This window comes from Owariibacterium komagatae (genome assembly GCF_045865535.1).
GTDB lineage: Bacteria > Bacillota > Clostridia > Oscillospirales > Ruminococcaceae > Ruthenibacterium > Ruthenibacterium komagatae.
The window spans coordinates 3,403,729-3,417,681 of the sequence record NZ_AP031406.1 but is presented as its reverse complement, the minus strand read 5'-3'; the positions used below and the strand labels follow the sequence as shown (position 1 = coordinate 3,417,681).

12 protein-coding genes are annotated in these 13,953 nt (G+C 52.1%); 2 read left to right on the top strand and 10 right to left on the bottom strand.

The window, feature by feature from the left end; genetic code table 11:
• Positions 1-37: 37 nt before the first annotated feature.
• The 6 genes from codB to ACKTS9_RS17070 form a co-directional block, all read right to left on the bottom strand.
• On the bottom strand, positions 38-1,270 hold the full coding sequence (codB, locus tag ACKTS9_RS17095; RefSeq protein WP_349215214.1) for a cytosine permease: 1,233 nt from the start codon (positions 1,268-1,270) through the stop codon (positions 38-40).
• A gap of 372 nt (positions 1,271-1,642) precedes the next feature.
• Positions 1,643-2,671: a type I glyceraldehyde-3-phosphate dehydrogenase gene (gene gap, locus ACKTS9_RS17090; RefSeq protein WP_349215213.1), complete on the bottom strand. Its 1,029-nt coding sequence runs from the start codon at positions 2,669-2,671 to the stop codon at positions 1,643-1,645.
• A 158-nt stretch (positions 2,672-2,829) separates the two neighbouring features.
• Entirely contained in the window at positions 2,830-3,435 is a 606-nt protein-coding gene (locus ACKTS9_RS17085; RefSeq protein ID WP_349215212.1) for a stage II sporulation protein R, read from the bottom strand.
• Positions 3,436-3,616: 181 nt separating this feature from the next.
• Positions 3,617-4,081 (bottom strand): IS200/IS605 family transposase, encoded by a 465-nt coding sequence (tnpA, locus tag ACKTS9_RS17080; protein ID WP_349215395.1) that lies wholly within the window; start codon positions 4,079-4,081, stop codon positions 3,617-3,619.
• 177 nt (positions 4,082-4,258) lie between these two features.
• Entirely contained in the window at positions 4,259-5,446 is a 1,188-nt protein-coding gene (locus tag ACKTS9_RS17075; RefSeq protein WP_407881881.1) for a PLP-dependent aminotransferase family protein, read from the bottom strand.
• A 16-nt stretch (positions 5,447-5,462) separates the two neighbouring features.
• Complete coding sequence (locus tag ACKTS9_RS17070; RefSeq protein WP_407881880.1) at positions 5,463-6,656, bottom strand: cation diffusion facilitator family transporter; 1,194 nt, start codon at positions 6,654-6,656, stop codon at positions 5,463-5,465.
• Between the two features lie 169 nt (positions 6,657-6,825).
• Between ACKTS9_RS17070 and ACKTS9_RS17065 the strand changes: the two genes are divergently transcribed.
• Complete coding sequence (locus ACKTS9_RS17065) at positions 6,826-7,686, top strand: NYN domain-containing protein (RefSeq protein ID WP_349214145.1); 861 nt, start codon at positions 6,826-6,828, stop codon at positions 7,684-7,686.
• 39 nt (positions 7,687-7,725) lie between these two features.
• Here ACKTS9_RS17065 and ACKTS9_RS17060 read toward each other — a convergent pair whose 3' ends face one another.
• Positions 7,726-8,544, bottom strand: coding sequence for a hypothetical protein (locus tag ACKTS9_RS17060; RefSeq protein WP_407881879.1), 819 nt, complete (start codon positions 8,542-8,544; stop codon positions 7,726-7,728).
• Complete coding sequence (locus tag ACKTS9_RS17055) at positions 8,544-9,902, bottom strand: citrate synthase (RefSeq protein WP_349214142.1); 1,359 nt, start codon at positions 9,900-9,902, stop codon at positions 8,544-8,546. Before ACKTS9_RS17055 ends, ACKTS9_RS17060 begins: the two co-directional genes overlap by 1 nt.
• Positions 9,903-10,037: 135 nt before the next feature.
• Between ACKTS9_RS17055 and spoIID the strand changes: the two genes are divergently transcribed.
• Positions 10,038-11,039 carry a stage II sporulation protein D gene (gene spoIID, locus ACKTS9_RS17050; protein WP_349214141.1) on the top strand — a complete coding sequence of 334 codons (1,002 nt, stop codon included), beginning with the start codon at positions 10,038-10,040 and terminating at the stop codon, positions 11,037-11,039.
• Between the two features lie 26 nt (positions 11,040-11,065).
• Here the strand turns inward: spoIID and ACKTS9_RS17045 are convergent, their stop codons facing one another.
• Both ACKTS9_RS17045 and ACKTS9_RS17040 read right to left on the bottom strand, forming a co-directional pair.
• A complete protein-coding gene (locus ACKTS9_RS17045; RefSeq protein ID WP_349214140.1) occupies positions 11,066-11,731 on the bottom strand; it encodes a ComF family protein in 666 nt (221 codons plus the stop codon).
• On the bottom strand, positions 11,728-13,932 hold the full coding sequence (locus ACKTS9_RS17040; protein WP_349214138.1) for an ATP-dependent RecD-like DNA helicase: 2,205 nt from the start codon (positions 13,930-13,932) through the stop codon (positions 11,728-11,730). The genes ACKTS9_RS17045 and ACKTS9_RS17040 overlap by 4 nt, the downstream gene beginning before the upstream one ends.
• Positions 13,933-13,953 lie beyond the last annotated feature (21 nt).

Below are 13,953 nucleotides of genomic sequence, written 5' to 3'. Positions count from 1 at the left end.
TTCCCCTTTCTTTTTCCACAGCGGAATTTCTTCTATTTTACTTCTTTTCAAACAGCCCTGCAAGCAGATAGCACACACAAGCCGCCACCATTGCATTGATGGATGCAATTCCGAAGGTGACATAGTTTCCCACAAGGGCGCCCACTGCAACACCCGCAATGGAACCCCAATTGAAATTGCGTTTTGCCGGAACGCCTTCCACATAATCGGCACGGTGCAGGAAAAAGTCCAGCGCAATCAAAGCACCTACCGGCGGTAACGTTGCATTCAGGAAATTCAGCCAGCCCACAAAATTGTTATAAAGCCACAGGGCCGCTACTGTTCCGATCACACCGGCAATCAGCACCATCGGACGCTTACGAATTTTGGTGATATTGGAAAGGCCCAAGCCGGAAGTATACAGCGCATTGTCATTGGTGGTCCAAATATTCGCGCCCAGCACAATCAGCGCGGGAACAGCGAGGCCCTGTGCAATCATCACATAAAAAATATCTTCTTTACCGGTAAAAGCACCGCCCACAGCGCCAAATGCAAACATCAGCGTATTGCCCAGCAAAAACGCTACCACAGTAGTCACCACTGCGACGCGGTTGGTTTTTGCAAAGCGTGTAAAGTTCGGCGTTGCCGTACCGCCGCTGACAAAGGAACCGATTACCAAACCGATACCGCCGAAAATAGTCAGGGAGCCGACATTCTGATTGAAAATCGCCTCCAGGCCACCGCCTTCCACCGTAGCAGTCACCATCGAATAAATGCCCAGTACGGCAATCAGCGGAACAGACACATAGCTGACAATCTCCAGACCTTTAATGCCGAAGTAAGCAGAGGCGGTCATGCAGATTCCCGCAGCAGCTACCAAAATGGCCGGACTGATATTCAGCAATTCAGCCGCCGGAACCGCAAACATGGCGATGCCCACGCCAAACCAACCGATCTGTGTAAAGCTGATCAGCGCAGACGGAAGATACGACCCCAGTTTTCCAAAGGACCGATGCGCCAGCATGTCCAGCGACAGACCCGTTTCGCTTCCGATGTAACCCAGCACACCTGTATAAGCTCCCAGAAGAATGCCGCCCAGCAGCACAGACCAGACAAACCCGGACAGATCCAACCCATTGCCCAGCTTTGCACCGACGCTCATACTGGCTGAGAAGAACGTAAATCCCAGCATGATGAAGAACATGGGGACAAACGTTTTTCTGGCGGAGTGCGGAACACATTCCAGCGAATAGTCATGATCAATCGGCTGCGTGTTTTCAGGTTTACTCATGAAATGATTCCTCCAAAATCTTTGTGTACCGCAGGTTGCAGCAGGCCGTAAAAAAGCACGCCTTTCCCAAAAGGAAACGGCGTGCCTCATTGCACACAGCGAAGCAGGACCTTCTGCGCCCAGCTATACCTTCCCTATTCTATGTAATTCCAACAAGCTTGTCAATTACCTTTTCCAAAAACAGCAAACCGGCCAAAAAATTCTTGCTGTGCCTCGGCCAAAAGAGCATTTTGGTCAATCCGTCTATGAATTAGACGCGACAATTCCTTTTAAATCTATTCTCAATGTAAAACGTAGAAAAGCCCTCTTTCCGAATTGGAAAGAGGGCTTTTTGCAAGCAAATAATACTTTATCCGCAAGCTGAAAATCAAATTACAGCTCGGCGAAGTATTTGATGGTGCGGACCATCTGAGAAGTATAAGAGTTCTCGTTGTCGTACCAGGACACAACCTGCACCTGATAGGTGTCGTCATCGATCTTGGTGACCATGGTCTGCGTGGCATCAAACAGAGAGCCATAGCGCATGCCGATGACGTCAGAAGAAACAATCTGCTCCTCATTGTAGCCGAAGCTCTCGGAAGCAGCCGCTTTCATCGCAGCATTGATGGACTCTTTGGTGACGTCCTTGCCCTTGACAACCGCAACCAGGATGGTGGTGGAGCCAGTGGGAACAGGCACACGCTGAGCAGAGCCGATCAGTTTGCCGTTCAGCTCGGGAATAACCAGGCCGATGGCTTTCGCAGCACCGGTGGAGTTGGGAACGATGTTCTGCGCACCAGCGCGGGCACGACGCAGGTCGCCTTTGCGCTGCGGGCCGTCCAGAATCATCTGGTCGCCGGTATAAGCATGCACAGTGGTCATGATGCCGGAAACAACAGGATAAGCTTTGTTCAGGGTATCAGCCATCGGAGCCAGGCAGTTGGTGGTGCAGGAAGCAGCGGAAATAACCTGATCCTCTTTTGTCAGAGTCTTCTCGTTTACGCTGTAAACGATGGTCTTCAGGTCGTTGCCGGCCGGAGCAGAGATAACAACTTTCTTAGCGCCAGCTTCGATGTGAGCCATGGATTTCTCTTTGCTGGTGTAGAAGCCGGTGCACTCCAGAACTACGTCAATGCCCAGCTCGCCCCAGGGGCACTCTTTTGCGTCTTTAATGGCATAGATCTTGATCTCTTTGCCGTCAACAATAATGGAGTCTTCCGTGGACTCGACGGTGTGCTTGTTCTCGCCGATTCTGCCCACGAAGCTGCCCTGCGCGGTATCATACTTCAGCAGATGAGCCAGCATTTTGGGGCTGGTCAGATCGTTGATCGCAACAACCTCATAGCCCTCGGCCTCGAACATCTGACGGAAAGCCAGGCGGCCGATGCGGCCAAAACCATTGATTGCAACTTTAACTGCCATAATGAATACATCCTCCTTATATTTAGGCAAAGCCCGACGCACCCGCGCCGTTGATTCACCTATAGATCTGTTCCTATTTTACCCCAAATATGCGAGAACTGCAAGTACATTGACAAAAAGTTAACACAAAATTCCTGAAAATCTTTCTGTTTCCATTCTCAGTCGGATGTCAAGCTCTCTTTTATCTGTTCCAGAAACTCTACCGCTGCAAATTTGATTTTATAAGGCGACTTAACCACCTGCTCTTCCTCGTCGGAATATTGGGCTGTGTCATCTGCGTCTACTGCCGCAGGGACGCAGAGCGGTGGAAACAGAACACAGAACCAGTTGTGGCCTTCGTGTTCGCCAATCTCGACGCGCACCGCATCATACCGGCCAGCTGGAAGAGTAAAGTCCTCGTATTCCCGAGTGGCGAAATAGATATTTTCCAGCTTTACGGTTACCGGATAGGAATATCCTGCATCCCGCACAGTCTGCTGGGCTACCTGCTGAATATCCTCCAGCTGACGGGACGCGGTCTCCACGGCCTCAGCCTTGGTATCTGCAGCTCCAAAAAGGCTTCCCTGCGTTTCCAAAATAGCATCACGCACTGCAAGCTTCAACGCCTGATCCTCATCCGAATCGGAATTTGCGAGTATATGAAGGCGCAACGTATCCTGCCGCACCTGATCGCAAGCTTTTTCAAAAGGCGAAAACAGGGTCCACAGAATCGCCAGCATCATACCAACCGCCAATGAAATTTCCCATCGCTTCCATTTTCTCATCTTTGCACACTCCTGTTCTGCCTTTGAGTGTGCCCCGCTCTTTTGGAAAATATTCCCGGTCAAAAAAGTTTTCAAATAGTAACCCACCAGCGAAGCTGGTGGTTCTTCAGAAGCGGGCAAAGCCCTAAAATACTAGCCACGCCTAAAGGCGTTGGTACGGTCTGCCACCTGCGAAAGAATATTACTTGCTACCCGTAAACGGGTCTATGTATTCTTTAAGGGTCATCTGATCCTCAATCTGATCTTCTTTGAGTTGGTTTTGGATATACTCCGCAATCTTCTTTGCGTTCTTACCTGCTGTATCGACATAGTATCCACGGCACCAAAACTGCCTGTTTCCATATTTGTACTTCAAATTGGAATGTCTCTCGAAAATGATCAGACTGCTTTTCCCCTTGAGAAAACCTACGAAACTGGATACACTCATCTTAGGCGGTATTTCCACCAGCATGTGGATATGATCCGGACACACTTCCGCCTCTACTATTTTCACTTGTTTCCAATTGCATAATTCTCTCAATATCTTCCCTATTTCCACACGGTTTTCTTTGTAAAAGATTTTTCTGCGATACTTCGGCGCAAATACTATGTGATATTTGCAGTTCCATGTTGTATGTGCTAAACTATTCTTGTCATTAGGCGTCATGCCTTTTGTCCTCCTTTTGATACTTTAGTGCAGTTGGCAGACCGCATCTTTATTGTATCAAAAGGAGTTTTTATTTCCTATGCAACGCTAAAGCTTTTTGAGAACTCCCCGGCACAGCCGGGGGTTTTCGGTAAACAAAAAAGGCCGCAGACCCGTGACCGGTCTGCGGCCTGATTCTCAACGGTCCATTTCCGCCAGAACCGCTGCCATAATCTCTACACCTTTTTCAATATTCGCCTTTGTCGGCGTCGAAAAATTCATACGGAAATTCTGACACGGCTGTGTTTCATCCACCAGGAAAGCATTTCCCGGCACGACCGCAAGCTTTCTTTCCAGACATCTTTTTACAAATTCCTGCATATCGATTCCATCCGGCAGTGTTCCCCACAGGAACATCCCGCCTTCCGGACGGACATAGCGAATCTGCGGGCATTTTTCATCCAGCAGACGCATCATATACTCTGCTTTTTCACGATAAATCTGGCGAATTTCTTCAATATGCCGATCCATATCCGTGCGGGTCAGCAGCTGTGCACAAATGCGCTGAGACCAAACGTTGGTGTGCACATCGCTTCCCTGTTTCGCAATTACGAGACTTTTCATCAAAGCCTTGTCGCACACACAATAGGCCAGCCGCATGCCCGGGCACATAATTTTGGAAAAGCTGGCCGCGTAAATCACATTTCCGGTGATATCCAGACTTTTGATCGGCGCAACCGGCTGCCCGGAAATTCTCAGTTCCCCATAGGGGTCGTCTTCCAAAATCGGCACGCCATATTTCACACTCAGCTCATAGACTGCCTTGCGTTTTTCCGCGCTCATCGTCCGCCCCGTGGGATTCTGGAAATTGGGAATGCAATAGAAGAACCGCGGCTTGGGATTGGCGGAAAACACTTTTTCCAGTTCTGTCAGATCCACGCCATCCTCTTCCATGGAGACCCCTACCAGCTTGGCACCATAGCAGCGGAAAGACAAAAACGCGCCTAAAAACGCCGGATTTTCCACCGCCACCACATCGCCTTCGTTGCAAAGGCATTTGGTCACAAAATCCAGAATCTGCTGACTTCCTGATACAAGAATCAAATCGTCGTTATCCTTCACAACTTCGTCATGACGGTTTGCAAACTTGCGCACAGCCTCCCGTGCAGCGGGAACGCCCTCGGTCACAGAATACTGCAGCACACCGACAGGATCGTTTTCCAACAGTTCAGCGGAAAAGCGTGCGATATCCGCCGCCGGAAAGGAATCCGCCGCCGGGTTCCCGCCTGCAAAGCTGATCAATTCAGGATCGCTCATCTGCTTGAGAATCTCGCGGATGATTGAAGGCTTCATACCGCGCATCCGGTTTGAAATCTGAAACTCCATATACCATTCCCCCTCGTCAAATTCCGGCGCCATCCGTGTGGAACGGCGCATAACTGTGGTCAACTGTTACAACGGTATAATAGCGCGTTTTTTCACCTGAGACAAGTTTCTGGATTTTTTCCCGCAGAACCTGATCCGAAAGTTCAAAGTTGTGAGGCACCACCACATCAAAAATCAAATTGGTATGGCTGATCCCCTGCACCATTCGAAAATCATGGATGGAAAGTTCGGGCGAAATTGTTTTCACTTTTTCCTGAATCCAACTGCGCATGGACCCCACCGCTTCATCTCCTGTGACAATGGGATCGTAATGAATCACCAGATGGATGTTATCCTGCTCATGAAAATCCCGTTCGATGTTGTCGATGATGTCATGGCTCTTCATCACATCTTCCTTTGCATCCATTTCCACATGGACACTGGCAAAGCAGCGGCCGGGGCCGTAGTCATGGACCATCAGGTCATGCGTGCCCAAGACCCCCTCATAGCTCAACACCTTGCGGGCAATGTATTCCGTCATTTCCTGACTGGGAGCCTCACCCAAAAGCGGATTCAGTGTGTCACGCAGAACACCAAGGCCACTCACAAAAATGAAAACCGCCACGGCCAGGCCCATCCATCCGTCCAAAGACAAACTGGTAAAATGAGAGATGAGCGCCGCCACCAGAACCGCACTGGTGCTGATGACGTCATTGCGGCTGTCCGCCGCAGTTGCTTCCAATGTGGATGAACCGATTTTACGTCCAATTGTGCGATTGAACATCGCCATCCACAGTTTCACGCAAATGGACAGCACCAGAACAAATACGGTTAACCAGCTGAACACAACCGGCGTGGGATGCAGAATTTTGTCCAGACTGCTTCGCGCCAGCTCCACACCGATTACAAGAATCATCACGGAAACGCACAGGCCCGCCAGATATTCAATACGCGCATGGCCATAAGGATGCTCCTCGTCTGCCGGTCGGCTGGAAAGCTTAAAACCAAGCAGCGTAATGATGCTGGACGATGCGTCCGACAGGTTATTTACGGCATCTGCCGTAATGGAGATGCTTCCAAACACCGTTCCCACCACAAGCTTTGCCAGACACAAAAATACATTGCATACAATCCCCACTGCACCGGCCAGATTTCCAAATGCAGTGCGCACAGCCACATCCTGCGTATTGTCCGGATCGCGGATAAAATGTTTGACAAGAAATGCGGTCATAAACTCCAATCCCTCTTTTGCTGTTCGACAAAACTTTGCCGACATGATGACATTTCTACTATTATAGGGCGCATTTTTCCAAAGTTCAAGCGGACATTGTACATTTTCTCATTTATCCTGTATAATGAATCTATTATTGTTTTTGCATAAGCAGAAGAAAAGAGGAATTATGGAAAACGGAAAAGTAATCGCGCTTTTAATCGATGCGGAAAACGTTTCTCCCAAGTATATCAAAACCATCATCGACGAAGTGAGCATGTACGGCACTCCTGCCTACAAACGGATTTACGGCGACTGGACTACCCCCGATATGGCCAGCTGGAAAAAGGTTTTGCTGGAACACAATCTGACACCGATACAGCAGTTCAGCTATACACAGGGAAAAAACGCGTCAGACTCCGCCATGATCATTGACGCCATGGACATTCTTTACGGAAAAAACGTGGATGGGTTCTGCCTGGTCAGTTCCGACTCAGACTTCACCCGGCTGGCTGCCCGGTTGAGAGAAAGCCGCATGTTTGTCATCGGCATGGGCGAAAGCAAAACGCCGACCGCCTTCAAGGCCGCCTGTGATACGTTCAAATATCTGGATGTTTTGATGGGGATGAAAAAGTCTGAGACCGACATCAAACAGGAGGCCGAAAAGAAAACGCCCGCCAAAACCGCCTCCAAGAAAGCCGCGCGCACCACACGCAAAAAGGATGCGGAGCCCCCCAGAGAAAAAGAGACGGAAGTTCCCGCAGCGCCCAGTGAACCGCATCATGACGAGGAGCTTGCGGCCGCTTTCGTGCCTTTGGACATGATTGTAGAAAAAATCCGTGAAATCATCGATTTCGATTCAGATGAAGACGGTTATATGCCGCTCTCGCAGGTAGGGGTCATGCTGGGAAGGCTGTATGCCGATTTCGACTCCCGCAACTACGGTTTTTCAAAACTTCATAAGCTGGTGGATTACACCAAGGAATTCGAGACCAAATACGAACCTCTGGAGAATGGCGGAAAAAACCTTCTCATTCGCAACAAAGGATAAAAAAGAGCGCTCCGGCATGCCGGAGCGCTCTTTTTGTATTCAGTTATCCCAGATGGTCCCCATGGAAATTGCCGCACCCCAGAGGCCCGTCAATCCGAGAGCCGCTGCCAGCGGAACCGTCACCGGGGAACTCACGCCGCTGGCTGCCTGCCAGATCGCCTGTGGAAAAGCAAGGCAAGTGCAGAAGAAAAAGGCCAGCAAACCGTTGCGGCACACGCTGCGGGTACCTCCCTGCCGCCCGGGCAGATAATGGGCCCGCAGGTAAGATGTTACAAAAAGAAGCGCCGCCAGTGCCGCCAGGATTTCCACTGCCGGCGGAATGCGATACAAACTGGCCGGCTGGACCAGAAAACGCAGCACCGTGTGCACAAAAAACGCCGCGCTTCCGGCCACTCCCAGATAAAGCATACTGCTGCCGGGAGTTCCCAGATATTTTTCAAAGAAAAGCATCAGGCCCCATACGCCGAACAGAATGAACAAAACCGCCCGCAAAAGCTCTGCACAATCACCCAAAAGCGCCAGGGTCGCGGTCATATGATGGCTGCTCAAGGGTGTTTCTTCTCCGAAGAAGACCAACAGAATGGTCATAAAGCCATAAATTTCACTGGCAACGGATACCGGAAGCAGCACCAGGCCGGATTTTCGCCCGAAATCCTGAAAATACTTTTTGGAGTCCACACACCAGCCGGTCAGCAGCGCAAACAATACCGGCACAAGCATGGCAAAATACCGCAGGCTTGTGCTCCCCTGTGTGGCAAACCCCGTGGACGCATCCGTCCAGCGCAAAAGGCTGTACAAATACAGTGCTCCCAGCGCCATGCTCAAAAGCAATGTGAAAACGGATAAAAATTTTTTCATCAGCGCGCCTCTAACGGAATGTACTTCTGTTCTTTGCCCAGATATTTATAAGCCGGGCGAATGATCCGGTTGGCAAACACCACTTCTTCTACCCGGTGTGCACACCAGCCCGGAATACGGCTGATTGCGAACAGCGGCGTGAACAAATCGTCGCTGATGCCCAGCATGCGGTAAATAAGACCGGAGAAAAGGTCCACATTGGCACAAGCCGCTTTGCCCTTTACTTCTTCAATGATCGCCGGACCCAAACGCTCCACCGCACACAAGAGGTGGAACTCATCGTCAAATCCTTTTTCATGTGCCAGTTCCACCGCATGGCTGCGGAGAATCACTGCACGGGGATCGCTTTGGGTATAAACCGCATGGCCCATGCCGTAAATCAGGCCGGACCGGTCGCCCGCCTCCTTGGCAAGCAGCTTGCGCAGATACTCGCTTACTTCCTCGTCATCGTAATAATCCCGGATATCCTGTTTCATATAGTCCAGCATTTGCATGACTTTGTGGTTCGCACCGCCGTGCTTGGGACCTTTCAGGCTTCCAATGGCCGCCGCAATGGCGGAATACGTATCCGTGCCGGAAGAAGACAGCACCCGGCACGCGAAAGTAGAGTTGTTGCCGCCGCCGTGATCCGCATGAAGAACCAGGCACAAATCCAGAAGCTTTGCTTCTTCTTTTGTGAATTTCTGGTCCGCACGATACGTGGCCAAAATATGCTCCGCTGTGCTTTGGCCCGGCACCGGCAGATGGAGATACATGCTTTGCCGGTCATAGACACGCCGTTTGATTTGATATGCATTTACCATAATGGTCGGCAGGCTGGCGATCAGCCCGATGCTCTGTGCCAGAATATTGGCCAGAGACATGTCCTCGGGCGCATCATCATAAGAATACAGCGCCAAAACGCTGCGCGCCATTTTATTCATAATGTTTGGCGAAGGCGCTTTCATGATCATGTCCTCGGCAAAGTTATCAGGCAGCGCACGGTTTTCTTCCAGAATCTTCCGAAAGCGTGCCAAGTCCTCAGCATTGGGCAGACTGCCGAACAAAAGCAGCCAGATCACCTCTTCGAAAACGAACCGGTCCTCCTTGTAGGCCGCTTCCACAATGTTCGCCACGTCGATTCCGCGATAAATCAGCTTGCCCGGTGCCGGCACAGGCTTTCCATCCACGAGGTCGTATCCCACGACATCGCACACATTGGTCAGGCCCGCCAGCACACCGGTGCCGTTCGGATTGCGCAGACCGCGTTTTACTCCCAACCGTTCACAGGTTGCCGGATCGATGAAGTTATTTTTGAGATACTCCTCGCATAGATATGCAGCAGAGCCTGTCTTCTCAAGATTTTGGTTGACAGACATTCGGATTCTCCTTTCCAGTCACTTACTTCCCTCTATGTGCAGTCCCGCAATGGACCGCATATGAATTATTTTACAGGATACAGGCTTAAAAAACAAGGGAAGCCGCTGCAAAGGAGACAAAATGGAGGAACTGAAATGAAAAAAACTTTGCCCCTGATCCTTTTGTTCGCTCTGCTGGTTTATCTGCTGCCCATGGTGACCTTGCTGATTCCCCATCCGTCAGGCTCTTCCGATTCCGCCAGCTCTCCTGCGCCAAGCACTTCCAGCGCCACTTCCACAGCCGAAAGCGAAGATCCTCTTCTGATTCTGGATGAAGACACCGACACCGTAATGACTGTGTCCATGCGGGACTATGTGCTGGGCGCTGTAGCTGCAGAAATGCCGATGACATACTCGGATGAGGCTTTGCGTGCGCAAGCGGTTGCTGCGCACAGCTATGCGCTGGCGGTCAAAGCCCAGTGCGACGGGTCTGACCCAACACTGAAAGGCGCGTACTTTAAGGCAGACCCCGTCCGCCGCGTAGGATTTGTGACCGACGAAGTCATGCAGCGATTGTGGGGCGATGACTATGAGGAAAACAAAGCGCGCCTGGAAAGTGTGGTCACGCCGGTACTGGACCGGGTTCTTTTATACGACGGACAACCTGCGCTGGCTTGCTACCACGCCATCAGCAATGGCGTGACCGAATCCAGCGAAGCGGTGTGGGGCACAGCCCTTCCGTATCTGGTAAGCGTAGATTCTTCGCTGGACCTGCAAAGTTCCGACTATGAACAAACCATCACCATGACCGCACAGGAAGTGTCCGAATGTCTTCTGTCCAGTTTTGCCGGTCTGGACCTTTCCGGAGATCCCTCGGGCTGGTTTACCCAGCTGGAGCTTTCCGACGCGGGTTATGTGCAGAAAGTACACATCGGCCCTGTAATCTGCAAAGGCAGCGATGTTCGTACCGCTCTTTCACTTCGCAGCGCAGCATTTACCATCACATATACGGAAGACAAAGTGTTTTCCATCACAACACACGGTTACGGGCACGGCGTGGGGATGAGCCAATACGGCGCCAACGCCATGGCGCTCAGCGGAAAAACCTTCGAAGAGATTCTGGCGCATTATTATCCCGGAACACAGTTGAGTCAATAAAAAGAAGGAGGGCGATGCCCTCCTTTTTATGTCTTTCCAGGCTCTTTATCTTTTGTCCGCGCAAAGCACAAGGCGTCGCACTGTTCCGCCCCTGCCGCAAGAAGCATTTTGGCGCACTCGTCCAGTGTGGAACCTGTGGTAAACACATCGTCCACCAAAAGAATCCGTTTATTACGCACCGCTTGCGCATCCGTCACGTCGAACGCCCCAAGCAGATTCACCCTTCTCTCCCGCCGGGTCAGGCCGTGCTGATCCGGCGTCTCCAAAACCTTTTCCAGCACCAAAAGAACCGGGATTCCCAGTTCTCTTCCCATCTGCTGAGCCAGCAGCATCGGCGCCGAGTATCCTCTGGCCTTTTGTTTCCTTCGCGAAGACGGCACCGGGACCAATGCATCAGCCCGCAGCTCACACTTTCGGAACAAGCAGGCCATCTCGCCGCCAAATATCTCCGCAAGATCCGGCTCATCGTTAAATTTCAAGCGCCAGACTGCATTCTGAATCGGCGGTTCATAATCGTAGACCGCATGAACTTCCTTGAGAAACAATCCCTTTCGGCACGCGATCGGCTCCGGCCCGCACACAAGCCGCGGAAGAGCAGTCCGGCAGCGTTCGCATTCCGGCTCAAACCCCAAGACAGCGTTGCAGTACGGACAGTGCGGCGGAAGAAAAAGCCGTTTACAAAATTCTTTCATAAATCATCCCTCTGCAGCAGTTCCGCAAGGCAGGAGAAGCGCTTATTGCGCCGTACGCTGTGCACCATCTGCACCACCTCACGACTGTGCCCTGCCAGAATGCAAAGGCTTTTTGCCCGCGTGACACCGGTGTATAAAAGATTGCGATAGCACAGCTTGGGCGGGACATCCATCACCGGAACGATGACCGCGGGGAATTCGCTGCCCTGGCTTTTGTGGATGGTGACAGCATAGGCCGGCTCCAGTTCCCGCAGATACTCCGAAGTGTAGACGATGCGCCGTTCCTCGCTGCGCACCGTGACACTGCCGCCGCGCACATCCACCGACTCAATGACGCCCATATCCCCGTTGAACGCCCCTGCTCCGTCCTCACCGCCGTCAGGTCTCGTATAGGGAATGTCATAATTGTTCTTAATCTGCATGACTTTGTCGCCCACGCGCAGGATCTTATCCCGCACCTGAATCTGCGGCCGTCCGGGTCCCGGCGGGTTCAGGCGCTGCTGAAGCGCGGCATTCAGTGCAACAGTCCCAAGCGGTCCGATTTTGCTTGGGCAAAGCACCTGAATATCCTCAAAGGGATCGAACCCATAGCTCTGAGGCAACCGGCGGCAAACCAGATCACAGACCAGATCCGCGCAGGCCTCGCCGTCGGATTCCAGCATGAAAAAGTCGCTGTCCAAGCCGCCCTTTTGAGGCGGTTGCCCTGTCACAATGCGATGCGCATTGGAAACGATCATGCTCTCCGCAGCCTGACGAAAAATTTCCGTAAGGCGCACGGTCGGCACAATGCCGGAGGCAATGATGTTTCCCAACACATTGCCGGCCCCCACACTGGGGAGCTGGTCTTCGTCTCCCACCATAATGATCTTGCACGCCGGTTTGAGTGCCAAAAGGAGACTTTCAAACAGCATGTCATCCACCATGCTCATCTCATCGATCACAACCACGTCGCACTTGAGCAAGTTCTTCTCATTGTGAATAAACCGGACGATTTCCCCGCCTGACCGATCCACCTCCAGCAAACGGTGAATGGTTTTTGCCTTGCGGCCGGTCAGTTCCGAAAGTCGTTTCGCCGCACGGCCCGTTGGAGCAGCCAGCGCGACCCGGTCTCCGCATTGTTCAAAAGCGGCCAGCATGGCATTGACCGCAGTGGTTTTACCTGTACCGGGACCGCCGGTGAGCACCAGCGCATTGCTGCGCAGCGCCGCCGAAATCGCCTCCCTCTGAAGAGGCGCATAGCGAATCCCCTGAAGCTGTTCAATACGGTCGATCAGCTTGTCTCCCTGCTCTTCACCGGGTGCGGACAAGCTCATCAGCATACGGAGATGCGCCGCGATGTTCCGTTCGGCCCGCAGATAATCCGGAAGGTACACCGCACGCATTTTTTCGGTCTCAACACAGCTGAGATCGCCGTATTCCATCATATTTTCCAGCACAGAGGTGACCGTCTCCGGCTCCACACGCAAAAAGGAAGAAACCGCCGCACACAGCTTGTCATCCGGAAGGCATGCATGACCGTTCTGCAAATTGTGCCGAAGGACGTACTGCAACCCGGCGCGGACCCGCTCCTGCGAATTGTATTCAAAACTCATATTCTGCGCAATGGCATCTGCCACGGAGAAATCCTGATAAGCGGGATAGGCGCACAGCACATACGGGTCCCGCGCGATCACATCCACGGTGTCCGGCCCGTAGTGGCGGTACATCGCCACGACCGTGGCAGTGGAAAGGTTGTACTTGGCCAGGCAGTTGATGGCCTCCCGCACGCCATACAGGCGTTTAAATTCATTGGAAATCGCTCTTGCCTTCTCTTCGCTGATTCCCTTCACCGCAGTCAGGCTCATGGGCTGGCTGGCGATCACTTCCAGTGTATCCTCGCCAAACAGATCCACAATGCGGCCTGCCATTGCCTTGCCGATGTAGGGCAGCACGCCACTGGCCAGGTAGCGCCGAATGGCCGCCGCCGTCTCCGGAAGGCTGACCTCATAGGCCTCCACCCGCAGCTGCTCGCCAAAACTGGGATGCGTTACAAAGCGCCCATGAAGGACCACTTCTTCCCCTTCGGCTACATCTTCCATTTCGCCCACTGCCGTAAACAAAATTCCGTCGCTGGCAAATTCCAGCACAGTGTATCCTGTTTCCTCACTTCGGTAAACAATATTTTCCACTGTGCCGGTCAGCGTTTCCAGCTCCTGCTCCAACCTTGGTTCTCCTCTCCGGCG

What these genes read in the sequence shown, in the direction of transcription:
- codB (WP_349215214.1), bottom strand. Translation starts at nt 1,270, where the DNA reads ATGAGTAAACCTGAAAACACGCAGCCGATTGATCATGACTATTCGCTG.
- gap (WP_349215213.1), bottom strand. Translation starts at nt 2,671, where the DNA reads ATGGCAGTTAAAGTTGCAATCAATGGTTTTGGCCGCATCGGCCGCCTG.
- ACKTS9_RS17085 (WP_349215212.1), bottom strand. Translation starts at nt 3,435, where the DNA reads ATGAGAAAATGGAAGCGATGGGAAATTTCATTGGCGGTTGGTATGATG.
- tnpA (WP_349215395.1), bottom strand. Translation starts at nt 4,081, where the DNA reads ATGACGCCTAATGACAAGAATAGTTTAGCACATACAACATGGAACTGC.
- ACKTS9_RS17075 (WP_407881881.1), bottom strand. Translation starts at nt 5,446, where the DNA reads ATGGAGTTTCAGATTTCAAACCGGATGCGCGGTATGAAGCCTTCAATC.
- ACKTS9_RS17070 (WP_407881880.1), bottom strand. Translation starts at nt 6,656, where the DNA reads ATGACCGCATTTCTTGTCAAACATTTTATCCGCGATCCGGACAATACG.
- ACKTS9_RS17065 (WP_349214145.1), top strand. Translation starts at nt 6,826, where the DNA reads ATGGAAAACGGAAAAGTAATCGCGCTTTTAATCGATGCGGAAAACGTT.
- ACKTS9_RS17060 (WP_407881879.1), bottom strand. Translation starts at nt 8,544, where the DNA reads ATGAAAAAATTTTTATCCGTTTTCACATTGCTTTTGAGCATGGCGCTG.
- ACKTS9_RS17055 (WP_349214142.1), bottom strand. Translation starts at nt 9,902, where the DNA reads ATGTCTGTCAACCAAAATCTTGAGAAGACAGGCTCTGCTGCATATCTA.
- spoIID (WP_349214141.1), top strand. Translation starts at nt 10,038, where the DNA reads ATGAAAAAAACTTTGCCCCTGATCCTTTTGTTCGCTCTGCTGGTTTAT.
- ACKTS9_RS17045 (WP_349214140.1), bottom strand. Translation starts at nt 11,731, where the DNA reads ATGAAAGAATTTTGTAAACGGCTTTTTCTTCCGCCGCACTGTCCGTAC.